The 21372-nt window shown below is 57.1% G+C and carries 19 protein-coding genes and 1 other RNA gene; 2 read left to right on the top strand and 18 right to left on the bottom strand.

Going from position 1 to position 21372, the window contains the following annotated elements:
* Positions 1-108: 108 nt before the first annotated feature.
* Positions 109-843, bottom strand: coding sequence for a DUF8091 domain-containing protein (locus tag RUM_RS11215; protein ID WP_015559206.1), 735 nt, complete (start codon positions 841-843; stop codon positions 109-111).
* Positions 844-927: 84 nt separating this feature from the next.
* The gene (locus tag RUM_RS11220; RefSeq protein ID WP_015559207.1) at positions 928-3036 is read right to left on the bottom strand and encodes a carbohydrate-binding domain-containing protein; all 2109 of its coding nucleotides are present in this window, start codon (positions 3034-3036) and stop codon (positions 928-930) included.
* 197 nt (positions 3037-3233) lie between these two features.
* On the opposite strand from RUM_RS11220, the gene RUM_RS11225 reads away from it, so the two are divergent.
* Positions 3234-4319 carry a M24 family metallopeptidase gene (locus RUM_RS11225; RefSeq protein WP_015559208.1) on the top strand — a complete coding sequence of 362 codons (1086 nt, stop codon included), beginning with the start codon at positions 3234-3236 and terminating at the stop codon, positions 4317-4319.
* Positions 4320-4373: 54 nt separating this feature from the next.
* Here RUM_RS11225 and gdhA read toward each other — a convergent pair whose 3' ends face one another.
* The 9 genes from gdhA to RUM_RS11270 form a co-directional block, all read right to left on the bottom strand.
* Positions 4374-5726, bottom strand: coding sequence for an NADP-specific glutamate dehydrogenase (gdhA, locus tag RUM_RS11230; protein ID WP_015559209.1), 1353 nt, complete (start codon positions 5724-5726; stop codon positions 4374-4376).
* 205 nt (positions 5727-5931) lie between these two features.
* Positions 5932-6792, bottom strand: a complete 861-nt coding sequence (locus RUM_RS11235) for a helix-turn-helix transcriptional regulator (RefSeq protein WP_015559210.1) — start codon at positions 6790-6792, stop codon at positions 5932-5934.
* Between the two features lie 146 nt (positions 6793-6938).
* The gene (locus RUM_RS13300) at positions 6939-9590 is read right to left on the bottom strand and encodes a glycoside hydrolase family 11 protein (RefSeq protein WP_015559211.1); all 2652 of its coding nucleotides are present in this window, start codon (positions 9588-9590) and stop codon (positions 6939-6941) included.
* 242 nt (positions 9591-9832) lie between these two features.
* An RNA gene (gene rnpB, locus RUM_RS12280) (RNase P RNA component class A) lies at positions 9833-10177 on the bottom strand.
* A 32-nt stretch (positions 10178-10209) separates the two neighbouring features.
* Positions 10210-11097 (bottom strand): dockerin type I domain-containing protein, encoded by an 888-nt coding sequence (locus tag RUM_RS11250; RefSeq protein ID WP_015559212.1) that lies wholly within the window; start codon positions 11095-11097, stop codon positions 10210-10212.
* A 13-nt stretch (positions 11098-11110) separates the two neighbouring features.
* Positions 11111-13054: a methionine--tRNA ligase gene (metG, locus tag RUM_RS11255; RefSeq protein WP_015559213.1), complete on the bottom strand. Its 1944-nt coding sequence runs from the start codon at positions 13052-13054 to the stop codon at positions 11111-11113.
* Positions 13055-13200: 146 nt separating this feature from the next.
* A complete protein-coding gene (locus RUM_RS11260; RefSeq protein ID WP_015559214.1) occupies positions 13201-13704 on the bottom strand; it encodes a flavin reductase in 504 nt (167 codons plus the stop codon).
* 109 nt (positions 13705-13813) lie between these two features.
* The gene (gene spo0A / locus RUM_RS11265) at positions 13814-14581 is read right to left on the bottom strand and encodes a sporulation transcription factor Spo0A (protein ID WP_015559215.1); all 768 of its coding nucleotides are present in this window, start codon (positions 14579-14581) and stop codon (positions 13814-13816) included.
* Between the two features lie 319 nt (positions 14582-14900).
* Positions 14901-15419 carry a hypothetical protein gene (locus tag RUM_RS11270; protein ID WP_015559216.1) on the bottom strand — a complete coding sequence of 173 codons (519 nt, stop codon included), beginning with the start codon at positions 15417-15419 and terminating at the stop codon, positions 14901-14903.
* 190 nt (positions 15420-15609) lie between these two features.
* Here RUM_RS11270 and spoIVB point away from each other — a divergent pair, with 190 nt between their 5' ends.
* Positions 15610-16812 (top strand): SpoIVB peptidase, encoded by a 1203-nt coding sequence (gene spoIVB / locus RUM_RS11275; RefSeq protein ID WP_015559217.1) that lies wholly within the window; start codon positions 15610-15612, stop codon positions 16810-16812.
* Positions 16813-16900: 88 nt separating this feature from the next.
* Here spoIVB and RUM_RS11280 read toward each other — a convergent pair whose 3' ends face one another.
* The 7 genes from RUM_RS11280 to ylxM form a co-directional block, all read right to left on the bottom strand.
* Positions 16901-17173, bottom strand: a complete 273-nt coding sequence (locus RUM_RS11280) for an HPr family phosphocarrier protein (protein WP_015559218.1) — start codon at positions 17171-17173, stop codon at positions 16901-16903.
* Positions 17174-17431: 258 nt separating this feature from the next.
* Positions 17432-18163, bottom strand: coding sequence for a tRNA (guanosine(37)-N1)-methyltransferase TrmD (gene trmD, locus RUM_RS11285; RefSeq protein WP_015559219.1), 732 nt, complete (start codon positions 18161-18163; stop codon positions 17432-17434).
* The gene (gene rimM, locus RUM_RS11290) at positions 18153-18665 is read right to left on the bottom strand and encodes a ribosome maturation factor RimM (protein WP_015559220.1); all 513 of its coding nucleotides are present in this window, start codon (positions 18663-18665) and stop codon (positions 18153-18155) included. The genes trmD and rimM overlap by 11 nt, the downstream gene beginning before the upstream one ends.
* An 82-nt stretch (positions 18666-18747) precedes the next feature.
* The gene (locus tag RUM_RS11295; protein ID WP_041326828.1) at positions 18748-18981 is read right to left on the bottom strand and encodes a KH domain-containing protein; all 234 of its coding nucleotides are present in this window, start codon (positions 18979-18981) and stop codon (positions 18748-18750) included.
* A 103-nt stretch (positions 18982-19084) separates the two neighbouring features.
* On the bottom strand, positions 19085-19327 hold the full coding sequence (rpsP, locus tag RUM_RS11300) for a 30S ribosomal protein S16 (RefSeq protein WP_022357541.1): 243 nt from the start codon (positions 19325-19327) through the stop codon (positions 19085-19087).
* Between the two features lie 64 nt (positions 19328-19391).
* Positions 19392-20774 carry a signal recognition particle protein gene (gene ffh / locus RUM_RS11305; RefSeq protein ID WP_015559223.1) on the bottom strand — a complete coding sequence of 461 codons (1383 nt, stop codon included), beginning with the start codon at positions 20772-20774 and terminating at the stop codon, positions 19392-19394.
* Positions 20775-20811: 37 nt separating this feature from the next.
* Positions 20812-21159 carry a YlxM family DNA-binding protein gene (gene ylxM, locus RUM_RS11310; RefSeq protein ID WP_015559224.1) on the bottom strand — a complete coding sequence of 116 codons (348 nt, stop codon included), beginning with the start codon at positions 21157-21159 and terminating at the stop codon, positions 20812-20814.
* Between the last annotated feature and the right edge of the window lie 213 nt (positions 21160-21372).

Below are 21372 nucleotides of genomic sequence, written 5' to 3' on the forward strand. Positions count from 1 at the left end.
AAAACAGCACGCAGAGTATCATAGAACGCAGAATAGAAAATGGTCATCCAAAAAGCAGAACGGCAGAGCATAAAGAGACCCAAAAAAGAAAAGGGGGGGCGCACCCCCTCATCCCGCCCCTCTGCGGTAATACTTGGCATTCCCCCGCTGTTCCGCCGGCTGGATCAGCTCCAGATAGCACAGCAGATTCAACAGCATCCGGGCAGTGTCCCGGCGCATATGTCCCGCCTGTGCAATCTCCCGGCTGCCGAACACCTCCGGCACATCCGCCGGAAAAAGCTGCATGTAATCCGCCGGGCAGTCAAAATGCACCTCCTGCATCAGGGCAAGAGGAATCCGGTCCAACCGGGTGCTGCGGCGTTTCCGATCCTTTCCCACTCCGTCCAGCAGCCGCTGCTCCTCCGCCTCCACCACGCAGATGCAAAAGTGAAACCGGGGATTGTCTAGCATATACTTCAAGGCGTACAGCTCCGGCACCGCATCGGTCAGCCGGAGCTTCCCCGGGGCACGGGTGCGGGATACGGGTACGCCCTCCGGCGTGTACCATGCCACCCACTTTTTCCCGATGAGGGGATGCACCACCGTCACCGGGCATGCCTCCAGAAATGCGTCCAGCTTGGGGATCAGCTTGAACAGGCTCCGGGACTGGATCTCGATGACCCCGTGCTCCCCCACCGCATCCGCCACAAAGCCCCCAAGGGGCTGCTCATGGTTTTCCGGGCAGGGTTCAAAATAATACTTCAGTGCCGCATGCAGGGACTTTTCCCCCAGGGTGCCGATGCCCCCCTGTCCAAGCCGTGCCGCCGCCCAGGCGCAGGCACTGGCAAATGCCTCCTGATCCATACCATCCCTCCTTGTATCCCCACTATAGCATGCCGCCGGAACAAAGTCAAAGCGGAACCGACAGCAAGCCGATTCCGCCCTGGTTTATGCATTTCCCGTATTTGCTTTGGGATCAAATCCCCCGAAGCCGCCGGGGGGTGTTTTTCCCTCCTGTGTGGGATCAAACCCATCCGGAGGTGTCATATCCTCCGGCGGCTCCTGCCCGTCAAAGGAGGGACGGGTGCCCTGTTCCTGTCTATCCGGAGGCATCATGCCATCCTGTCCGCCGGGGAAACCGCCTCCCCGGGGATTCATGCCGCCCGCATTGCTGCCTGCGGTGGTGATCCTGTCAGATACAGTAAAGCTGGTCAGCTCCGTGCCGCCGGTGCAGTCCCCTCCCGTATACAAGCCATCGGTTTCCGTGCCGGAGCAGCTGCCCCCCAGGGTCACCGTATAGGTTTCTCCCTCCTGCAGGGCAGGAGCACTGAATACCACATGCTGGTACTGCTTTTCCGGAGCAAAGGCGCACAGCACCTGCCCATCCGAGTCCGTAATGGTCAGCAGAGTGCCTGCCTGCCGGGTGCCCGTGCCGATGGCTGCCGCATACTGACCGGAGGTATCCTCCGGGATCTCCGCCATGCCGCTGCTGCCCACTGCCAGCAGGAAGCCTCCATTCACCACAATACCGGTTTCGCTGTCCAGGGCACCGTTGGCGGAATCCGTCGGGCCGCACACCAGCACCGTGCCGCCGCTGATGATGACCCCGTTGTTGGAGTCAATGCCATCGCCGCCGGCGTTGATGTACACATAGCCGCCGCTGATCTCCAGCTTGGCGTCCTGATCCACCATACCCATGCCGCCGAAGCCGCCGAATGCGGTCTGCACATAGCCGGTGGTCTCCCCCTGTGCGGAGGTATCCGCCGACAGGCTGCCTGCGGCATTCAGACCGTCATCGCTGGCAGTGATATGCACTGTGCCGCCCTGGATGTACAGCTCCACCGCCTCCAGGCCTTCATAGCTTTCCTCGATGCGGATGTCCCCGTTCTGCACGGTAAGGCTGCTGTCCGCATGGACACCGTCACCCCCGGTGCGAATGGTGATCTCTCCTCCCGCAAGGGTCATGGAGCCGTTGCTGTGCAGCCCGTCATCCTGCGCATCGATGGAAATGGTTCCGCCGGCGATGTACAGCTCCGTGCCTGCCTTCATGCCCTTGGTGCTGACGGTTTCCGTACCGGTATCCGTCTGGGTCTGCTGTCCGAAGCCCGGCATGCTTTCCTGGTGAGGCTCTGCATTGGCACTGCCCCCTCCGGCGGTGATGGTCAGATCCCCTCCGGTGACTGCCAGACAGGTTTCCGCCTGGATCCCGTCCTGCCCGGCATCCACGGTGATCTGTCCGTCAGAGATCACCACATTGCCCTTCCGGCTGTCCGTGTCATTGCTTGCCCGGATCCCGTCTCCCCGGGCATCCACCGTCAGGGTACCTCCGGCGATGAGCACCGCATCCTTGCCCTTGAGCCCGTGATTTGCCGCCATCACCCGGATGCTGCCGCTCACAATGCACAGGGTATCCTTGCTCTGGATCCCGTTGGCATACTGCCCGGTAACCTGCAAGCTGCCCTTCCCGTTGATGGTCAGATCGGATTTGGCAAACAAGGCGGCATTTGGCTCGGTGTTTTCTTCATCCGTAAAGCTGGTATAGGTCTTGCCGTCCGTAATCTGATTGCTGCTGCCCTCTGCCAGGGTCAGCACCACCTTTTTGGCGTCCATCACCTGCACCGGAGCGGTGGCATCATTGGACAGGGTCACACCATTCAGCACCAGATGCACCGTATCCTTGGGAGCATCCACCCGCAGCACCCCATCCAGGGTGCCGCTGACCACATAGGTGCCTGCCTGGGTGATGGTGACAGTGTTGCCCTCGATGGTCACGCCTTCGCCGGATGCCTGTACCGTATCTCCGGACAGGGTGACCTGTACGGCGGAATCCTCCCAGCTATCATCCAGATCCTCCGGATCCAGGGTCAGGGGCAGCAGGGATGTCGCCTGCAAAGCCCCCGGCTGCTCCGCCTGTACTGGATCCGTGGAATCCCCAGCGGAGGATCCGGCAGCGGTCCGGGTACTGCTGTCCCCGGAATCCGCCTTGCTGCATCCGGACACAAGCCCGGCGCACAGGATCAGGGCAGTCAGAAATGCAAAATAAGCTTTATGTTTCATACAACTCATCCTTTCGGCATCACCTTGATGCATATCCCCCCGAAAGGCTGTTCTCTCTGTTTGTGTTGTATTCAGTGTACCCCTTCTTTGTGGGCATTTGGTGATAAAATCCGGGAAAGTACCCGAAAACCCGCCTTGACATTCCGGATGGATGCGGGTATACTAAAGGCAACCCCACAGAAAAGAGGATGGATCATATGAATCAGTTACCGAACATTGCCGCCATGCTCCGGGCACAGCAGGTACAGGCGCTGCTGCTGACCAACGATGCCCCGGAAAGCATCCAGTACGCCACCGGATTCGGGGGTCTGGAGGGCATGGTGCTCATCACCGCCGCCGGCAAGGGCTTTGTGCTGACGGATTCCCGGTATATCGAAGCTGCCCGGGCACGGCTCACGCCCCTGGGCTTTGCGGTTTCCGTGCCCCCCCAGGGAGGTCCCTCCGCCCCGGCGCTCCGGGCGCTGCTGGAGGGGGAACAGATCACCCGGCTGGCGTTCCTTGCCCAGTGCATGTCCGTCCAGACCCATCAGCGGCTCACCGCCGCCCTGCCGGACTGCACCCTGGAGCCTTTGGGAGAGGGGCTGACCCGGCTGCGGCAGATTAAGGATCAGGACGAGATCGCTTGCCTGCGGCAGGCGCAGCGCATTGCGGAGGAGGCATTTGACGCCCTGCTGGGGCAGATCAAGCCCGGCATGCAGGAGAAGGAGCTTGCCGCCCTACTGGAGTATGAAATGGCAAAGCGTGGGTCGGAGCGTCCCTCCTTTGATACCATCCTGATCTCCGGCGCCAAGACCAGTATGCCCCACGGAATGCCGGATACAAAGCCGGTTGCCGCCGGGGAGTTCATCCTGGTGGATTTCGGCGCCGTGGTCAACGGCTATCACTCGGACATGACCCGTACCTTTGCCCTGGGCAGTGCCACGGAGCGGATGCGCACCGTGTACAGCACCGTGCTTGCCGCCCAGGAAACCGGGATCCGCATGCTCCGGGCAGGGGTATCCTGCGATCAGCCCCACCTGGCCGCCCACCAGGTGATCCGGGACGCAGGCTTCGGGGACTGCTTCGGTCACGCCCTGGGGCACTGCGTGGGACTGGAGATCCACGAGTCTCCGGCATTGAGTCCCAGAGCCAAGCAGCACCTGGAGCCGGGCATGGTCATCACCGTAGAGCCGGGGATCTACCTGCCGGGAGAATTCGGGGTGCGGATCGAGGATCTGCTGCTGATCCAACCGGACGGGGCGGAGGATCTGACCCACACGCCAAAGAAATTATTGATCCTGTAAACGCAAAAAAGCGGAATGCACGAAGCATTCCGCTTTTGTTTCGGATCATCCGGATTAGTATGCAACACCCTGCCACTTCATAGCGTCTGCAACCTTCAGGAAGCCGGCAATGTTTGCACCTGCAACCAGGTTGCCTTCCATGCCGTATTCCTTTGCAGCGTTGAAGCTGTTGTGGAAGATGGTCTTCATGATGCTGTGGAGCTTTGCGTCAACTTCCTCAAAGGTCCAGCTGTAACGAGCGGAGTTCTGCGCCATTTCCAGACCGGAGGTTGCTACGCCGCCTGCGTTTGCAGCCTTTGCAGGTCCAAAGAGGATGCCCTTTGCCAGGAACTTTTCGATGGCTTCCGGTGTGCTGGGCATGTTTGCGCCCTCTGCAACTGCCATGACGCCGTTTGCGATCAGCTTGTCAGCAGCCTCGCCGTCCAGCTCATTCTGGGTAGCGCAGGGCAGCGCGATGTCACACTTGATGCCCCAGATGCCCTTGCAGCCTTCGGTGTAGGTAGCGCCCTGTACACGGTTGCAGTATTCCTTGATTCTGCCCCGCTCAACTTCCTTGATCTGCTTTACAACATCCAGGTTGATGCCGTTTGGATCGTAGATGTAGCCGTTGGAGTCGGACATTGCAACGACCTTTGCGCCGAACTCGGTTGCCTTCTGGGTTGCGTAGATTGCTACGTTGCCGGAACCGGAAACAACAACGGTCTTGCCCTTGAAGCTGTCGTTCTTCATGCAGCCCAGCATTTCCTCGGTGAAGTAGCACAGACCGTAGCCGGTAGCCTCAGTTCTTGCCAGGGAGCCGCCGTAGGACAGACCCTTGCCGGTGAGCACGCCGGTGAACTCGTTGCGCAGTCTCTTGTACTGACCGAACATGAAGCCGATCTCTCTTGCGCCGGTGCCGATATCGCCGGCAGGAACGTCGGTGTCAGCACCAATGTGCTTTGCCAGCTCGGTCATGAAAGCCTGGCAGAAACGCATAACTTCCCCGTCGGACTTGCCCTTGGGGTCGAAGTCGGAACCGCCCTTGCCGCCGCCCATGGGCAGTGTGGTCAGGCTGTTCTTGAAGATCTGCTCAAAGCCCAGGAACTTGATTACGGATGCGTTAACGGAGGGGTGCAGTCTCAGACCGCCCTTGTACGGACCGATTGCGGAGTTGAACTGTATACGATAACCTCTGTTGACCTGAACCTTGCCGTTGTCGTCAACCCAGGATACACGGAACATGATCTGACGCTCCGGCTCCACGATTCTCTCAAGGATGCCAGCCTCAACCAGGTCGGGTCTCTTTTCGAGAACGGGCTCAAGGCTCTCGAGGACTTCTCTTACTGCCTGAAGAAATTCGCTTTCTCCCTTGTTTCTTTCGCAGACCTTGTCATAGACACCCTGCACATATGAACTTTTAAACGCCATTGTTTAAAACCTCCTAAATATTTTTCAGCGCATCCCTGCTCTGATAGTTTCTATTATACTACTTTACTAGGCAAATAGCAAGAATTTTTTTGCAGTTGTCGTGAAAAATGTATTCACCCACAGAACAGCTGTCCACCAAAGGACATCAATTCTACAGATTGCACAAAGGAAGGTTGAATCATGTGTGGAAAATGCAAGGAAATGTTCATCGTTTCTGACACAGCTTTTTAAAGTCCGTGGGGGTGCAGTGCTTGATCTCCTTGAAGCACCGGTTGAAGGTGGTCAGGCTTTTGAACCCTACCTGCATGGCAACCTCCGTCACCGGCAGTGCCGGATCCTGGAGCATCAGCTCCGCCGCCCGGATCCGGCGCTCGTTGATGTACTGCAAATAAGATATGGTGTTGTACTGCTTGAAAATCCGGGAGAAGTGATACTTGCTGTAGCCGGCGATACCGGCAAGGGTGTCCAGGGAAATGTTGTTCATGTAGTTGCTGTCGATGTATTTCAGCACCAGACTGAACTTTTCGTTGTATTCCTCCACCTTGTCGCTGCTGCAGTCCAGCTGCGCCGTTTTTTCGGTCAGCTGCCGGGTTCGCAAAGCAATCAGCAGCCGCACCAGCAGGCTGTAGATCCGCACCTCCGCCAGCTCCGAGCCGGAGAAGTATAGAGAAAAAATTTCCAGCATGGTTTTTTTGGCAACAGCCTGCAGCTCGCTGCCGTAGCTTTCATCGATCAGCACTGGTGCCTTTAGCCCCCGCATAATGGAGTCGAACACGGGCTGCGCCCCCAGCAGGCTGTTGTCACACTGGAGGATCAGCCGCTCCCCCTCACAGGCAAACAGATGGTGCAGCTCCCCGGGGGGGATGAGGAACACCTCGTTTTCCCGGATCACATATTCCCGATCCCCGATCTCCAGCCGGTAGCACTTGCGCAGCGGCATGATGATCTCGATCTCCTGGTGCCAGTGTACCGGATATTCTTCATACTGGGTATTGTGGTAGAGCATGATACACCGTTTTTCTTCATATTCCACGGTTTCATAGTCGCCGGACAGATGCTTGATCATATGCCCCTCACTCCTTTGCATAATTCAGTATACCATATGAAATGCTTTTTGTAAATACTGCACAATGGGGTTTCCCGTAAAAGGGAAATGGCGACCGCAAACGCAGCCGCCACAGGGGGATATATCAGATTGTAGTAGATGTCGGATTAGTTGCAGGCGTTGTACAGGGTACCGCCCTTCAGCTCCTTGCCGTTTGCCGCAAACAGCTCGGAAACCGTTACGATCTGCCAGCCCTGGGATTTCAGATAGGGCGCCAGATATTCCATTGCGGTGGCAGTGGAATCATAGGTCTCATGGCACAGCACGATGGCGTTGTCCAGCGTGCCGTTGCTCATGGCTGTCTTGATCTTGCTGATGATCTGGTCGCTGGTTGCCCCGTTCCAGTCCCCGGTGTCGATGCTGCAATTAACCAGTGCCACATCGCTCAGTGCGGACTTTACGGTATCGTTCACGCTCAGATACGGCGGACGCATAACCGGAGAGGTGCCCTGCCCGGTGATGGCCTTGATCTTGTCGGAGGTGGTATCGTACTCCTTGCGGATCTCCGCTGCGGACAGCTTGGTCAGATCCGTGTGGGAGGTGAAGTGGTTTGCGATCTCCATGCCCAGCTCATAGGCACGCTTGATCTCGCCCTGGTTGCTGCCGTTGATCCAGTTGCCAACGTAGAAGAAGGTGGCGTGGAAGCCGCTGTTTGCAATGGCGTCCTGAATCCGGATGGAATAATCGGTGGAAGCAGTGCCCACTGCGCCGTCGTCAAAGGCAATGGCAACCATGGGCTTGGATTTGTCGATCCAGGAAATATCTACAGTGCCTGCCGCCGGGGTAGGTGTTGTGATATTTCCCACCTTGCCGCCGCCGGTTACCACGGAGGACGCAGTACCGGAGGCAGCAGCCACTGCCTCATCCAGGTACAGATCCGTGGTGCTGTCTACGGATTCTACATACAGCAGCAGATCGGACGCCCCTGCCGGGATCTTGTAGGATTTGTTCTCCAGCTTGGTCCAGGTCTTGCTGGCTGCGGTAGCAGAAGCCACTGTGTCATATGCGGTTTCGCCGTCAGCGTCCGTGTATTGCAGCGTCAGCCGCAGCTCCTCAGAAGAACCGCTTGCCTGCATAACAGCGGCACTGAAGCTGTAGCTGCTGCCCGGAAGAAATGTCTTGGTATCCAGTGTATAAGCCGCTCCCTGCCAGGTATCTGTTCTGCCGCTGATGCGCAGGGACTTGCTGCCGGAATAATAGGATTCGGAATCGGTGGACAGGGTGGTGTCCCCTCTGGAAACCCATCCGTCCTTCCCTGTTTCAAACGTACTTTTGAAGTAGCCGGACTCAGAAGGCGTCACAGGCGTTGTGCCGCCCTGATTGCCCAGCAGGCTCCGCTTGAGCAGCGCCAGATCCATGGCGTTGATGACCCCGTTGCCGTCCAGATCCGCTGCCTCTGCATTGGCAAGGGTGCTGGCCTTCCGGGTCAGATAATTCTGCAGTGCCTTCACATCCTTTGCATCCACCGTGCCGCTGCCGTCCACGTCACCCATGGTGGGAGTATCCGGCTGATCCGGCTGATCCGGCAGACCTGCATCGATCTTTGTGCCCTTCACTGCACCGATGGCCTCGTCCATGTAGAAGCTGTTGGTGCTGTCTGCGGTTTCCACATACAGCAGCAATCCGGTTGCCCCGGCAGGAATGGTGTAAGCGGTGTTTGCCAGTTGTACCCACTCGCCCTTGGCGCCGGTTGCGGTTGCAATGGTGTCGTAGTTGGTCTCCCCATCCAGATCATACTGGAGGGACAGCTTGAAGTCGTCGGAAGCTACTGCGTCCTGCATGGCAAGCACGCTGAAGCTGTAGGCGCTGCCGGGCTGGAAGGTGGCAGTGTCCAGGGTATAGCCCGCACCGTTCCAGGTATCGGTTCTGCCGGTGACTGCCAGGGACTTGCTGCCGGCTGCCGCTGCAGAGGAGGAATCCGTAACGGTGGAATCCCCTCTGGAGGACCAGTTGTCGGTATTCTTCTCAAAGGTACTGTGGAAGTAATAGCCGTTCTCGTCCGGCTCTACAGGATCCGGCTCGACCGGGTCGGGAATCTCGCCGCCTACGGACAGATTATTTTTATATACCGTAGCCTTGCCGCTGCTCTGATACCCCTCAATATTCAGAGCCACTTCATACATTTTACCCATCTTCAAGCCCACCTGCTCCCACGCCTTGAAATGCTGGGAAACGGAGATCGTGCCCTCGATCTTGGTACCGTTTGCAGAGGGCTTGGACTGCCGCACGCTCCAGTACTGATCAAAGGTGGTATTTCCGTCAATGGAGGGCTGATTCTCTCTGACCGTCTTGTAAATGTCATAGGTGCCCCCGTCTGCGTACACCGTACCCAGTGCGGAGGTTGCCCCCGGCGGTCTCCAGCTGCCCCAGGTTTCAACGATGTAGTATTCGACCAGGGGATTCCGGGTCCAGCCGTACACGCACATGTAGGAGTTTCCGTTGGGCTGATAATCCACACCGTATTCGATGGTGATATTGCCCAGTTCCTCGTAGGTCTGGGTGCAGTCATACTTCTTGCCCTTGCGGAACAGACAGTTGTTGATGTTGCTCCACTCGCAGCTGAAGGTGCCCCCTCCGGTCAGGGTCATGCTGGTGTTGCCGTTGTCCTTCCACAGCTCATAGGCATAGCCGTCCTCGGTACCGGTCTTGTTTTCGGTAATGACCGTGGCTGCGGAAGCGGTAGGCAGCGGCGTAAAGGTCAGGCACACCGCCGCCGCCAGCAGACCGTGAAAAAATCTGCTGATGGTGTGTTTTCTCATGTTGACAAATTCCCCGCTTTCGTATGATATTTTTTGCGCAGTCCCTCTCTTTGTCTGCGCCAAACGGATCCGCTGATGATGTGCCCAACAGTTTTTCCGTCGTTGTCTTTATTTTATTGCATCTGCACAAAGTTTTCAAGTCGTTTATTGCGGAGAAATTTTTCGCCCGGTCATTTTTTGCTCTTAAAATGTTCATAATTTACCGGGCATGCAAAAAGGCGCCCCCCGAAGGGAACGCCCATGCCATGACCAGGCCGATAAGCCGAGTTCTGTCGTGTGCGATAATTTATCTAGGCGATCCGTCGCCGGAACGCTCAAGCCGCCATTACACGCCTTTCCACCGAGCAGATGTTGAAAGACGGTACCAATAGACGTTGCATCGGGTAGGGTTTACATAGCAGTACGCTCTCACGCACTCTGGTGGGCTCTTACCCCGCCTTTCCACCATCACCGCATTGCTGCGGCAGTATCTCTCTGTTGCACTAGCCCTAGGGTCGCCCCCGGCTGCCGTTAGCAGCTACCCTGCTCTGTGATGCCCGGACTTTCCTCACGGGAGTTGCCTCCCCCGCTATCGCATAGCCTGCTCACCTGTTCAGTATACCCTATTTTCGGGAGCTTGTCAACCGAGCAGGTCATCCCAGTCCGCATCCGGATTGGCGATCTTCATGCTGGAATACTGTAAGATCAGCACCGCATCGCTGACATCCACCCGGCTGTCGTCGTTGACGTCCGCCCCGAACCGGGCATCCTTACTCAGGGGATTTTCCCCGGTGACCATCTGCTCTGCGCTTGCCTGGAGCACCGCAACCGCATCTGCCACATCTACATCCCCGTCCAGATCCACGTCCCCACGCAGCAGGGAATCCCCCACGCCGATCAGGGCACTGTTGTAATGCACCTTCAGCCGCTCCGTATCCCCCTGGTCATTGATGGTACGGGAGCTGTACAGCAGGGACACGGTAGCTGTCCCGTCCTGCTCCGGAGTAGGGTCAAAGTACACCTCATAGACCCCCTCTGCCGCCCCCTGGGGCAGCGTCACGGTAAACTCCACAAAGGGCAGGCTCAGATCATAGATCTCGGAATTGGTGGGCACCAGAAAGCTGATCATGGTGCCGGACATCCAGGTGACCCGGCGCTTTTCCACGTTGAAAGAGTGGAACCTGGCGGAATCCGCTGTGCCGTCCCCGTAGCAATAGGGGGATGCAAAGCCCCCCTCCTTCAGAGCAACTCCCTCCGGCATGCCGAACTGGAGGGCAATGGCAGAGGTGCCCGGGTCATTTTCAATGTACATGCGGATCTTCACGTCCACAGACCCGGAACGGATCTGCGCAGAGCTGATCCGGTTCTCCTCCGGGATCAGCCGGTATGTCACTTCCTTTGCTGCCGTTTCTGCCGCCGGCTGCATGGTCTGTGCCTGCACCGGAGTAACCGCTGCGCAAAGGCTCACAGCGCAGCATACCGCCGCTGCCAGTCCCCGCCGCAGCTTTCTGCAAAAGAGTGTTTTCATACAATTCTTCCTTTCATCGGATCTTGGCGCCGCAGGCCATGGAATCATCCGCAAACAGCACCCTGACGCTGCCGTCCGGCAGGTCTGCCGCACAGATCATGCCGTTGCTCTCTACGCCGCACAGCTTCACAGGCTTCAGGTTGGCAACCACGATGACTTTTTTGCCCACCAGCTCCTCCGGCTTGTACCACTTGGCAATGCCGGACACTACCTGCCTGCCTCCCATGCCGTCATCCAGTTGGATGCACAGCAGCTTGGAGGATTTTTTCACCTTCTCTGCGGAAAGCACCTTTGCCACCCGCAGCTCCACCTTGGCAAAGTCCTCGATGGAGATCTCCGGTGCAAGCTGAATGGCTTCCTGCGCCGGCTCCTGTGCCGGTGCGGCGGCAGCCTCCTGCTTTGCCTTCAACTGCTGGATCATCTGCTCCGCATCGATTCTGCCGAACAGGGGCACCGGCTCGCCCACCTTGTCCCCTGCATGCAGACCGCCGAACGCCGACAGGCTTGCATAGTCCTTGCAGTCCGTGTTCAGCTGGGCAAAGATCTTCTCTGCGGTTTCCGGCATAAAGGGCTGGAGCAGAACCGCCAGGAAGCGGATGCTTTCCAGCAGATTATACAGCACCGCACCCAGCCGGGGCTTCTGTGCCTCGTCCTTTGCCAGCACCCAGGGCATGGTCTCGTCAATGTACTTGTTGCTCCGTCTTGCCAGGGAGATGACAGCGTCCAGGGTATCCGCCATCCGGTACTGGTTCATGAGCCGGTCTACTTCCTCCACGGTTTTCAGTGCCGTTGCCCGGAGATCTGCATCCACCGGCTCGGCGGCATCCGCCGGCTGGATCACGCCGCCGAAGTACTTCTGCGCCATGGCGATGGTCCGGTTCACCAGATTCCCCAGGGTGTTTGCCAGATCCGTATTGAACCGCTCGATGAGGGATTCGTAGGTAATGGAGCCGTCGGAGCCGTAGGGCATCTCGCTGAGCAGGTAGTATCTGGCAGCATCCACCCCGAATGCGTCCACCACATCGCTGGCGTAGATCACGTTGCCCCTGGACTTGCTCATTTTGTCCTCTCCGAACAGGATCCAGTTATGACCAAACAGCTGCCGGGGCAGCTCCAGACCCAGCGCATGGAGCATAACGGGCCAGTAAATGGAATGGAACCGCATAATGTCCTTGCCGATCACATGGCAGTCACAGGGCCAGTACTTTTTGAACTGGTCGCTGGAGCCGTCCGGATCGTAGCCCATGGCGGTGATATAGTTGGACAGGGCGTCGACCCACACATAGATCACATGCTTGGGATCGAAGGTCACCGGGATGCCCCACTGGAAGGTGGTGCGGGATACGCACAGATCCTGCAGGCCGGGCTTGATGAAGTTGTTCATCATTTCCTTCTTCTTGCCCTCGGGGACGATGAAGTCCGGATGGGTTTCAATGTACTCCTCCAGCCACTGCTGATACTTGGACAGCCGCAGGAAGTATGCCTCCTCCTTGGCGGGCTGCACCTCTCTGCCACAGTCCGGACACTTGCCGTCCACCAACTGGGAGGGCGTCCAGAAGCTCTCGCAGGGAGTACAGTACATGCCCTCATACTCGCTCTTGTAGATATCCCCCTGGTCGTACAGCTTCTTGAAGATCTTCTGTACCACTTCCTCGTGCCGGGGATCCGTTGTGCGGATGAATCCGTCGTATGATATATGCATCAGCTTGCAGATGTCCTGGATCTCGCCGACTACCTTGTCCACATGCTCCTTCGGGGTGATCCCCTCGGACTTGGCAAGCTCCTCGATCTTGACGCCATGCTCGTCCGTACCGGTCAGGAAGAATACATCATAGCCCTGCATTCGCTTATATCTCGCTACGGCATCGGTGAACACCACTTCGTAGGTATTGCCAATGTGCGGCTTTCTGGACGCATAGGCAATGGCCGTGGTGATGTAATAAGGCTTCTTTGACATAATCATTCCTCCATTGTGTGTTGTGACGCATGCAAAACTGCATGCTATTTTTATTATAGCCGATTTTGCCGGATTTGTCACCCCCTTTTTGCGAATTGACGAAAAAATCCCGCAGTATGGTGACTGCGGGAAAAGAACCTGTGTGTTTACTTGTTTTCGTATGCAGAGAGGATCTCTGCAATGTACATGTGGTGCATCGCATCCTTCTCGTAGAAAGAAGCGATGGCGGGGTCCACTGCCTGCTTCATGTCCAGGGGCGCTGCGTACAGCTTTCTGCACACCAGCACCAGGGATGCCTGTTCAAAGGCGGTGGAACCATCCAACCCCACCGGGATCAGTCCGGTCTCCTTTGCCTTGTCGCAGTCTCTGCCGCTGTGCGAGCCGCAGAACTGGAGGATCGGACGATCCGCCTGGGGCAGGAAGGACACGGTGAACAGATTGTTCTGCTCCACCAGCTCAAAGGTTTTCCGGGATGTACGGACGTATGCGGTCAGCACGTTTTTTCCCCAGAGGACACCCATCTGTCCCCAGGAAGCGGTCATCGTATTGTAGCAATCCGGTGTGCCGCTTGTGAGCAAAAACCATTCCTTTCCAATTTTGGTAAAGGGGTTCAGCGTCAGCTTCTCCACTTCGGTTTTGACAAATGCCATTTTCATCTCTCCCTTGTAAATTCACAGCTGCGAGACTGTGCATGCATAATCTATTGTATTCATCATATCATAAAAGATGCATGATTGCAAGGCTAAGATGCAATCCGCATCAGGACTGACGCATGGCGACCCGGTGCTGCAGCCGCAGCTTATCGGTGATCAGAGCGATAAACTCCGAATTGGTCGGCTTGCCCTTACAGGTGTTCACCGTGTAGCCGAAGAACGCATTCAGCGTGTCCAGGTTGCCCCGGTCCCAGGCAATCTCGATGGCGTGGCGGATGGCACGCTCCACCCGGGACGAGGTGGTGTCAAACCGCTTTGCCACCGTGGGATACAGCAGCTTGGTGACGCTTTCCAGCAGTTCCGGATCCTCAATCGAGGACAGGATCGCCTCACGCAGGTAGTGATACCCTTTGATGTGGGCGGGAACGCCAAGCTGGTGGATCACGTCCGTCACCACGATCTCCATATTCTCCGTCCCCGGCGCATTGCGTCCCGTCATGCCTCCCTGAGTCAGAGAGGTGATCCGCTCTCCCAGTGCAGAGATCTCAAAGGGCTTGAGCATGAAATATGCCGCACCGCCTTGCATCACCTGCTTTTCGATGAAGGGATTGTCGTATGCGCTTGTGACGATGAATTGGGGGCGCTTGCCGCCGGACGCCTGAACCTTCTTCATGAGTTCTATTGCGTCCATGTGGGGCAGGATGGCGTCCATCACAACCACGTCGGGGGCATCGCTTTTGATCGTCTCCAGCAGGGCGGTTCCGTCCTTGGGTCGGGTCATGACGTACATGCCCTGTCCCCGAAGGGTACTGGCGCAGGCAATGCCGTATTCGACACTGTCGTCACCAATCAAAACCTTTACCTTATTAACCATTGTTCTACCTCCTATTTTTTCTACTCACATATATTAACACACATGCTGACAAGGTGCAAGAGTTTATATTGCCGAAAAATGTAGTATTTTAGAGCATTTCATGAATTGATTATTTCTAGTCTGTTTATTTCTTAAAATATAAACGTTTTCGACACTTCTCGTGGTGATTCCAGAAAAAACGGAGTACATATTCTGCGACAGCCCGGCGGCAACGCCGCAGAATATCGGGGAAAGCCCGGATTTTTTCAGACAACACCGCACAAAGCCCGCCTGTCGGCTTTGCACAGCATCTGCTGCACAATCCTTGTGCGGTGCCGCCTCAATCCTCTACAATTTTCGGGGCAGGGCGGTTTTCAAATTCCTCCTTCTGCCGCTTTTTCTCCCGGCGTGCGGCGGATGCCTCATAGGAGAAGTAGTGCAGCAGAGCCACTGCCACCAGCAGGCAGTAGGGGGCAATGGTGGGGAGCATCCGATCCGCCCAGATCTGATAGGCGAACCGTCCCAGATGCGCCTCGCTCTGGGGTGCCCAGCCGGCCGCTTCTGCAATGGAGGTGGCAATGCTCACCGCCCCCATCAGGGGGAAGAAGCCCACGGAGCCGGTCACCAGGGCGGCAATGTCCTTTTTGCACAGGGCAAGGATCACCCCGGCGGTCATAAGCAATGCGCCAACCGCCACCACCGCCGCCAGGATCCGGAATTTCGCCCCGTAGCTATGGGCATTCACCGTCCAGCCCAGGGCAGTCAGCAGATCCATAAACAAGGGGTAGATCAGAGTGGTCACCACCAGGGCGAGCTTCAAAAAAATCTGTAAAACCTGTAAGATCCGGTCTTTTTTCATAGCAGAACTCTCCTCCCAGAGGGATGCAGCGCCGAAACAGCGCAGCAATTCAAACTTTGTCAGAAAATATGCAGTAAAAACAACGCTTATAAACCCGTGCAGACGGTCAATAGTAGCAGTGTGGCATTCCGCCGGCTCTGCATGCAAGGGATACAGCGCCGCCGGACGCCGTCAGAAAGGATGATGCCAAATGCTGAAATTATTTTCGCGCCTGTTCTCCCTGGGAGCAGCTGCGACGCTGGCGCTGGCAGGCACCGCCGGCTACTATCACTATGCCCTGCCGGACAGCTTTTATGTGACAAAAGGAACGGAGCTTGCACTCCATACCGCCCTGCCCATTGAATCCGCAGCGGAGGGCGACGCCCCTGCCTATGCGGCAGAAACCGTACCCATGCGGGGCAGCGTCAGCCTGCGGCTGTTCGGGTTCCTGCCCATCAAGACCGTGGAGGTCACAGCGGTGGATACGCCCCTGGTGGTGCCGGGGGGAGATCCCTTCGGCATCAAGCTGCTGATGGACGGGGTCATGGTGGTGGGCATGGGTAAGGTGAACCCGGAGGGAGAATGTCCGGCGGAACGTGCCGGGATCCAGGTGGGGGATATGGTGCTGTCCGTGAACGATACCCCCATCAACGGCAACGCTGCCCTCCAGCAAGCCATCGGGGAGGCACAGGGTGAGCCGGTACAGATCCGGATCAACCGGGGAGGCGACATCCGCACCCTGTCCCTGACGCCCCTGTACAGCCAGGCAGATGCCTGTTACAAGGCAGGGCTTTGGGTGCGGGACAGCACTGCCGGCATCGGCACCGTGACCTATTATATGCCAAACAGCGGCAGATTCGCCGGTCTGGGACATCCGGTGTGCGACGTGGATACCGGGGAGATCATTCCCCTGTCCAGCGGCGAGGTGGTGGGTGTCAACATCCAGAGCGTCACCAAAGGCAGTGCCGGAGCCGCCGGGGAGCTGCGTGGCTGCTTCACCCCGGGCAAAGCCATGGGGAGTCTGTATCTGAACAACCGATGCGGCGTATTCGGCACCCTGGAGACGCAGCGGAAGCCGGCGGAGGCAGTGCCTCTGGGACTGAAGCAGGATGTGCATACGGGAGAAGCGGTGATCCGCACCACTATCAGCGGCAGGGAGCCAAAGGAGTATGCCATTGAAATCGAAAAGGCGGACTGGGGCAGTACCGGCACGAAAAATATGGTGATCCACATTACGGATCCGGCGCTGCTGGACGCCACCGGGGGCATTGTCCAGGGCATGAGCGGCAGTCCCATCCTCCAGGAGGGACGGCTCATCGGGGCGGTGACCCATGTGTTTGTCAGCGACCCCACCCGGGGCTACGGGATCTTTGCGGAAAATATGTACGAATACAGTGCGGACACCGGGGGCTGATGCAGCAAAAGGGGCGTTACCCAATGTAACGCCCCTTACTGTTGTGTCATGTCCGGATAGCGCCTACAAGCTCTGTGCAGGTGTTACCTTATCTGTTCTCGTCGCTGAAGCCGCTTTCAACCAGCTCTACCAGGGAATCAACGGCAACCTGCTCGTCTGCGCCGTCTGCAATGATACGGATGGCAGTACCGCCGACGATGCCCAAAGAAAGAATACCGAGAAGGCTCTTTGCGTTTACACGGCGCTCCTCCTTTTCGATCCAGATTGAGGACTTGAATTCATTGGCCTTCTGAATGAAGAAGGTAGCCGGTCTTGCATGCAGACCAACCTGATTCTGCACCATTACATCTTTCACGTACATCTCAAAACTCTCCTATTCTCTTATTTGGATGGCATGTATTTCTTGATCACTGATTACCATTATACAGGCTAGGGATTCCTTAGTCAACGCCTATTATACATGAAATATGCATTTTCAGCGAAAATTCTACGCTTTGCCAAATGCCGCCGAAGGTGGCAGGGGCGGATTTTGTTCATTATCACGAAGTTTTCACTGTGGAAAACTTTCAACACCTCGCATAGTTTTCAACAACAGAAACTATACAATGCGCACAAAAGCCTATTTCCTTTTCCGTTTCTGCTTCGGGGGTGCCGGGGGATGCGCCTCCATGTACGCCTGGTACAGATCCGGCCGCCGCTGCTCCGTCACTGCAAGACTTTGTGCAAAACGCCAGTCCGCAATGTGCTTGTGATGCCCGGACAGGAGCACCGGCGGCACCGCCTCCCCCTCCCAGACCTCGGGCCGGGTGTAGTGGGGATATTCCAGCAGTCCCCCGTAGTGGCTCTCCTCCTGGAAGCACTCCTCGCTGGGCAGCACGCCGGGACACATCCGGGCAATGGCGTCCGCCACCACCAATGCAGGCAGCTCTCCACCGGTGAGCACATAGTCCCCGATGGAGATCTCCTCGTCCACGATCTTGTCCAGCACTCGCTGATCCACACCCTCATAATGCCCGCACAGCAGGAAAATATACGGATATTCGCAAAGAGAGATGGCTTTTTGCTGGCTGAACACTGTACCCTTGGGGGACATATATATGGTATGCGGCTTCCGGGGTAGCTGTGCGCACACTGCCTGGTAGCAATCGTAGATGGGCTTTGCCTGCATCACCATGCCCATGCCGCCGCCGTAGGGCACATCGTCCACCCGGTTGTGCTTGTTGCCGGCAAAGTCCCGGATCTGGTGACAGTGGATCTCAATGGCGCCGGATGCTCTGGCTCTGCCCAGGATGCTTTCGGACAGCACCGCCTCGCACAGCTCCGGGAACAGGGTGGCAATATCAATCCGCATCGTCAAACAGCCCCTCCAGCGGCCGGATCCGCATGATCCCCTGCTCCAGATCCGTTTCCACCACCACGTCCCCGATGGCAGGGAACAGCAACTGCTTTCCCTCCGGGGTGCGAATGGTATACACATCGTTGGCGCCGGTCTCCAGCACCTCCTCCAGCCTTCCGTACACAGCCCCGGTGTCCGCATCCAGCACCTGCAAGCCGATCAGATCCCGGATGAAGTAGGTGTCCGCATCCAGCTCCACGTCCGCCCGATTCATATACAACACCGTATTCCGTAAGGCTTCCGCCTGCTCCGGGGTATCGATGCCTGCAAAGCGCACCACCGCCATTCCCTTATGCGCCCGGGCGGATACCACGGACATGGGGGTGCCGTCTGCCCGGTACAGGGTATCAAATTCGCACAGAAATCCGGCGCTGTCGCACCAGGGCTGGATCTTCACATCCCCCCGGAGTCCGTGGATATTCACCACCTTGCCGATTTCCAATAAATTCTTCTGCATAGGTTCCTCCCCACACCGACAGCACGCTGCCGGACGTTGCCATAATACAAACGGCGGCACAAAGCCGCCGCATTTGATCTGCTCAGTCGATTTCCACCGCAACCTTCAGGTTTTCTCTTGCGGCGCCGGCACGCATGATGGTGCGGATCGCCTTGGCGATCCTGCCCTGCTTGCCGATGACTCTGCCCATATCCTCCGCAGCCACATGCAGGTGCAGTACGATCACGCCCTCTGCATCCGGCTCGTCCTGGGTAATGGAAATGGAAGCAGGATCTGCTACCAGTCCTGCTGCAACCGTGTAAAGCAATTCTTTCATATACATAATCGGGAGCGGTACGCCGCCCCCTCTCCTAACTCAAAGCAATTACCGGCACACCCCAAGCAAGAGCCAGAGCCCTTGCCCGTGCTGCCAGCGGGAATTAAAGGATGCCTTCCTTCTTCAGGAGTGCCTTTACAGTGTCGGTGGGCTGTGCGCCGTTTGCCATCCATTCCTTTGCCTTGTCGCCGTCGATCTTTACAACGGACGGCTCCTTGGTGGGATCATAATAGCCCAGCTCTTCGATGAATCTGCCGTCTCTGGGGTATCTGGAATCTGCAACAACCACACGGTAGAAGGGAGCCTTCTTTGCGCCCATTCTTCTCAGTCTGATCTTTACTGCCATGTTCATTTCACCTCCGTCTGCGTGAACTATCTATCAAAGCGGGGAACCGCATTTGAAGCTGTTCTTAAAAGGGCAGCTTTCCGCCCGGATTGCCCATCTTGTCGAAATTCATGCCGGCAAGCTGCTTTCTTGCCCGGCGGGCAAACATCTTGGTCTTACCGCCGCCCCCCATTTGCTTCATAAACTGCTGCATCTGCTCAAACTGCTTGAGCAGCCGGTTCACATCCTCCACCTTGGTGCCGCTGCCGGCGGCGATCCGCCGCTTGCGCTGGGGGTTGATGATGGAGGGCTTTGCACGCTCCTTCTTAGTCATGGAGGTGATCATGGCTTCGATGCGGCTGAACTGCTTTTCGTCCACATCCATATCCTTGACCTTATCCCCCACGCCGGGGAGCATGGAAATAATGCTCTTGAGAGAGCCCATCTTCCGGATCTGCTTGAGCTGATCCAACAGGTCGTTCATATCAAAGGAATGCTCCTGGAGCTTTTTGGTCAGCTTCTCCGCATCGCTCTTGCTCATTACCGCTTCCGCTTTTTCCACCAGGGTCAGCACATCCCCCATGCCCAGGATCCGGGAAGCCATACGCTCCGGATGGAAACGCTCGAACTCGTCCAGCTTTTCGCCCATACCCACGAATTTGATGGGCTTGCCGGTCACAGCCAGCACGGACAGCGCCGCACCGCCTCTTGTATCGGAATCCAGCTTGGACATGAGCACGCTGTCGATGCCCAGCGCCTCGTCAAATGCCTTTGCCACGTTGACTGCGTCCTGACCGGTCATAGCGTCCACCACGAGCATGATCTCGTTGGGTTCCACCTTTGCCTTGATCTGCTTCAGCTCATCCATGAGCTTTTCGTCAATGTGGAGCCGGCCGGCGGTATCGAGAATGACCACATCGTGACCGTAATCCTTGGCATAGCGCATGGCCTGGGTGGAGATCACCACCGGGTCGATCTGTCCCATTTCAAAGACCTTGACCCCAGCCTTTTCTCCCACTACCATCAACTGGTTGATCGCCGCCGGACGGTAGATATCGCAGGCAACCAGCAGGGGGCGATGCCCTTCCCGCTTTAAATATTTTGCAAGCTTTGCAGCGTGGGTGGTTTTACCGGAGCCCTGCAAGCCGCACATCATAATGACGCAGGGAGGCTTGGAGGGCATATTGATCCGGGCATTGTCGTTGCCCATCAGAGCGATCAGCTCATCGTTGACGATCTTGACCACCTGCTGTGCCGGGGTCAGACTGGAGAGAACCTCCTCCCCCACGCAGCGCTGGGATACCTTTGCCACAAAATCCTTGACGACCTTATAGCTGACGTCCGCCTCCAGCAGCGCCATCCGGACCTCCCGCATGGCGTCCTTGACGTCGCTCTCCGACAGCTTGCCGCGGGATTTGAGCTTTTTAAAGACGTGGTTGAGCTTTTCGGACAGACCTTCAAATGCCATAGTCCCGCCTCATTTCTTTCTAAGTGTATTGATTCGTTTATTCGATCAGTGCCCGGCACTGTGCCGCACAATCTGCAAGCGCCGAAAGCTGCTCCGGGGGGATGCGTCCGCCCAGGGTGCCGATCCGGTGCTGTAATTCCTCCAGCTTTTCCACACAGGCGGTATGCTGTGCGGCAAAGCCCAGCTTTGCTTCATACTCCGTCAGCAGCGCCTCGCCACGCTTCACAGCGTCCCGCACTGCCTGCCGGGAAACCCCGGCGTCCTCTGCGATCTCCCCCAGGGAAAGATCCTCACAGTAGTAAAGCTCCATGTATGCCGCCTGCCGTTCCGTCAGCAGGGAGCCGTAGCAGTCCAGCAGCAGCGCAAACCGCAGATCCTTTGCCATGTGCAGCGCCGCCCCCTTTCTGTGACATGGGTGTAAAGCTGTTTTCCTTTACACAGTATACCGGATTTCCGGGCTTTTGTCAATCCCGCCAAAGCAACTCCGTCGAAATAGACAGCTGAATCGTTTGAATTTTGCCTCGTTTGTGCATTATGTACATAATTTTCTGTCGAAAACGCCCGTGCGCACATTTTAACGCTGCAAATTTTGTATAAA

It is taken from the genome of Ruminococcus champanellensis 18P13 = JCM 17042 (assembly GCF_000210095.1).
GTDB classification, from domain to species: domain Bacteria; phylum Bacillota; class Clostridia; order Oscillospirales; family Ruminococcaceae; genus Ruminococcus_F; species Ruminococcus_F champanellensis.

Bases quoted from the DNA above. Each gene is read 5' to 3' on its own strand.
- RUM_RS11215 (WP_015559206.1), bottom strand. From the start codon at position 843: ATGGATCAGGAGGCATTTGCCAGTGCCTGCGCCTGGGCGGCGGCACGG.
- RUM_RS11220 (WP_015559207.1), bottom strand. From the start codon at position 3,036: ATGAAACATAAAGCTTATTTTGCATTTCTGACTGCCCTGATCCTGTGC.
- RUM_RS11225 (WP_015559208.1), top strand. From the start codon at position 3,234: ATGAATCAGTTACCGAACATTGCCGCCATGCTCCGGGCACAGCAGGTA.
- gdhA (WP_015559209.1), bottom strand. From the start codon at position 5,726: ATGGCGTTTAAAAGTTCATATGTGCAGGGTGTCTATGACAAGGTCTGC.
- RUM_RS11235 (WP_015559210.1), bottom strand. From the start codon at position 6,792: ATGATCAAGCATCTGTCCGGCGACTATGAAACCGTGGAATATGAAGAA.
- RUM_RS13300 (WP_015559211.1), bottom strand. From the start codon at position 9,590: ATGAGAAAACACACCATCAGCAGATTTTTTCACGGTCTGCTGGCGGCG.
- RUM_RS11250 (WP_015559212.1), bottom strand. From the start codon at position 11,097: ATGAAAACACTCTTTTGCAGAAAGCTGCGGCGGGGACTGGCAGCGGCG.
- metG (WP_015559213.1), bottom strand. From the start codon at position 13,054: ATGTCAAAGAAGCCTTATTACATCACCACGGCCATTGCCTATGCGTCC.
- RUM_RS11260 (WP_015559214.1), bottom strand. From the start codon at position 13,704: ATGGCATTTGTCAAAACCGAAGTGGAGAAGCTGACGCTGAACCCCTTT.
- spo0A (WP_015559215.1), bottom strand. From the start codon at position 14,581: ATGGTTAATAAGGTAAAGGTTTTGATTGGTGACGACAGTGTCGAATAC.
- RUM_RS11270 (WP_015559216.1), bottom strand. From the start codon at position 15,419: ATGAAAAAAGACCGGATCTTACAGGTTTTACAGATTTTTTTGAAGCTC.
- spoIVB (WP_015559217.1), top strand. From the start codon at position 15,610: ATGCTGAAATTATTTTCGCGCCTGTTCTCCCTGGGAGCAGCTGCGACG.
- RUM_RS11280 (WP_015559218.1), bottom strand. From the start codon at position 17,173: ATGTACGTGAAAGATGTAATGGTGCAGAATCAGGTTGGTCTGCATGCA.
- trmD (WP_015559219.1), bottom strand. From the start codon at position 18,163: ATGCGGATTGATATTGCCACCCTGTTCCCGGAGCTGTGCGAGGCGGTG.
- rimM (WP_015559220.1), bottom strand. From the start codon at position 18,665: ATGCAGAAGAATTTATTGGAAATCGGCAAGGTGGTGAATATCCACGGA.
- RUM_RS11295 (WP_041326828.1), bottom strand. From the start codon at position 18,981: ATGAAAGAATTGCTTTACACGGTTGCAGCAGGACTGGTAGCAGATCCT.
- rpsP (WP_022357541.1), bottom strand. From the start codon at position 19,327: ATGGCAGTAAAGATCAGACTGAGAAGAATGGGCGCAAAGAAGGCTCCC.
- ffh (WP_015559223.1), bottom strand. From the start codon at position 20,774: ATGGCATTTGAAGGTCTGTCCGAAAAGCTCAACCACGTCTTTAAAAAG.
- ylxM (WP_015559224.1), bottom strand. From the start codon at position 21,159: ATGGCAAAGGATCTGCGGTTTGCGCTGCTGCTGGACTGCTACGGCTCC.